This is a genomic window from Streptomyces coryli (assembly GCF_011044975.1).
GTDB lineage: Bacteria > Actinomycetota > Actinomycetes > Streptomycetales > Streptomycetaceae > Streptomyces > Streptomyces coryli.
Map to the genome: position 1 here is coordinate 1 of NZ_JAAKZV010000492.1, position 2,164 is coordinate 2,164.

The window sequence follows — 2,164 nt, forward strand, 5'->3', positions numbered from 1 at the left end:
GGGCTCGGAGATGTCTATAAGAGACAGGCGCGTGGCGCGTCCTGCGGCGCGGATCGCGCGCGTGTGAGGGGCTTGGAGGCACCGCCCGCGACAGGGGTGCGGGCGACGCCTCCGGCGGGGGGCGGGGCGACGCCCGGGCCGGGAGAACGGGCGGCGTCCCCGCCTGGAGTTGGGCCGGTCTCGCCCCCGGGCGTATCGGCGGCCTCGCCGCCAGGGGGTGATGCGGCCTCCCCGCCGGGAGGACGGGCGGCGTCCCCGCCTGGAGTTGGGGCGGTCTCGCCGCCGGGCGTATCGGCGGCCTCTCCGCCAGGGGGTGATGCGGCCTCCCCGCCGGGCGCGCGGACAGCGTCGCCCTCCAGCGCAGTCGCGTCCTCGCCCCAAGTCGCGCCAGCGGCATCCGCGCCGGGCCTACCGGCGGCCTCTCCGCCACGGGCTGGGGCCACGCCCGCGCCAGGCATGCCGGCGTCCCCGCCGCGGGGCACTGCGGCCTCCTCACCCGGGGCACGGGCCACGTCCGCGTCCTCGCCCCAAGCCGCGCCAGCGGCGTCCGCGTCGCCCGCGTGCGGGTGGGTTCCCGCCGTTAGGCGGCGTAGCACTACTGCCAGCCTGGCGCCTGCTGCGCCGAAGCCTTGCAGCAATGCGGTAAGTGCTGGAAACAGGGACTGCGTTACGTAGCCGATGGCGCCTGCCAGTGCGCCCGGGGTGGCGCCGTGGGTGAGGAGCCAGGGGGCCGTCAGGAGGAGCAGGAGCAGGGGGAGCCAGCCGGCCAGCGCCAGTGCCAGTACGCGCAGCATGCCCCAGCGGGCGACTGCCACCGCCGCCCGGGTCTCTGCCGCGATTCCCTCCGCGGCATCGCGTTCTGCCCAGGTCTCCGCGCCCGCCGCCGTGATGTCGCGCAAGCCGTCCACGAGCGCGCCGAGTTCCGCGGCCACCCGCTCGTCCGCCGCCAGGAACTTCTCCTGCCGGCGGGCCAGCGGTCGCAGCGTCGCAAGGAACAGCGTGAGGCCCGCGGCCAGCGGTGGTACGACGACCAGCAGCAGCACCGGTGCCAGCGACGCCAGCCCGACCAGGGCGCCGGCCGCCACGAAGACGAAGGACCTGGCCACCGTCACCACCCCGGCGAAGGTGTCCCGCGCGATCTCCACCTGGTGCGTCAGTCGTGACACCGCGCCGGTGTCGGCGGTCCCGAGCGCCCGGCCGACGACCCGCCGCACCAAGGCGTCCCGCAGCGGCTCCACCAGCCCGGCTACGGCGCGATAGGCCCGGCCGGTCCCGTACGCCCCGACCACGGCGGCGACCGCGGCCGCCGCCAGCCACGCCAGCCCGGTGCCGGGTCGTTGCGCCAGGAATCCGTCGTCGAGCGCCCGCGCGAGCGCGTATCCGAAGAGGAAGGTCTGTCCGCCCTCCAGCAGCGACCAGCCGGCGAGGCGGAGCAGCACGCGGCGGCGGCGGTTCAGGAAGCGGAGTCCCTGCGGGAGCAGCGGGGTCGGGGGCGGAGTCGGCGGCCGGGTCACGGCATCCTCCTCCTGTGAGTTCGCGCTCCTGTCGCGCCGCCGGGCTCCCGCACGCTCACTCGCCGAACACCTCCCGGTAGCCGTCGAGTCGCCGCAACGCGGCATGCGTGCCCACGCCTCGCACCTGCCCCTCGTCCAGCCACACCACCGTGTCCGCTGCCGCGGCGGTCTCCACTCGGTGCGTGGTGACCAGGCGCGTGGCGGCGCCCGGTGCCGTGCGCAGGGCCTCGCGGATCTCCGCCTCCGTCACCGTGTCCAGGCTGGAGAGCGAGTCGTCGAGGATCAGCAGCCGGGCCCGGGAGCGGGCGAAGGCGCGGGCCAGGCCCAGGCGTTGACGCTCGCCCCCGGACAGCGGAAGCGCGGCACAGGCCGTCCCGTACCCCTCCGGCAGCCGCACGATGAACGACTCCGCCCGCGCAGCCCGCGCCGCCGCCCGCACGCCCGGCACCGCGCCACCGACACCGAGCCCGACACGGACTCCCCATTCCTCGCCGTCGCAGGACCCGCCGACCTCATCGCCCTTGCCGACCTGGGCTGGGTGCGGGCGCTGATCGCCCGTACGCACACCAGGCTCGAGGCGATGAAGGTGATGAACTGGCAGATGGTCGACGCGCTGCAGCGCGGCACCCTCACCCCGCAGGACGCCTCCG

At 76.1% G+C, this 2,164-nt stretch carries 2 protein-coding genes and 1 pseudogene; 1 reads left to right on the forward strand and 2 read right to left on the reverse strand.

Annotation, left to right across the window (positions count from 1 at the left end):
* Nucleotides 1-14: 14 nt before the first annotated feature.
* Together G5C51_RS44385 and G5C51_RS41640 are read right to left on the reverse strand one after the other, a co-directional pair.
* Nucleotides 15-1,514, reverse strand: coding sequence for a hypothetical protein (locus tag G5C51_RS44385; protein ID WP_165246087.1), 1,500 nt, complete (start codon nucleotides 1,512-1,514; stop codon nucleotides 15-17).
* A 55-nt stretch (nucleotides 1,515-1,569) separates the two neighbouring features.
* Nucleotides 1,570-1,962, reverse strand: coding sequence for an ABC transporter ATP-binding protein (locus G5C51_RS41640; protein WP_165246085.1), 393 nt, complete (start codon nucleotides 1,960-1,962; stop codon nucleotides 1,570-1,572).
* Nucleotides 1,963-2,040: 78 nt separating this feature from the next.
* On the opposite strand from G5C51_RS41640, the pseudogene G5C51_RS41645 reads away from it, so the two are divergent.
* A pseudogene (locus tag G5C51_RS41645) lies at nucleotides 2,041-2,164 on the forward strand (acyl-CoA dehydrogenase); the annotation flags it as partial.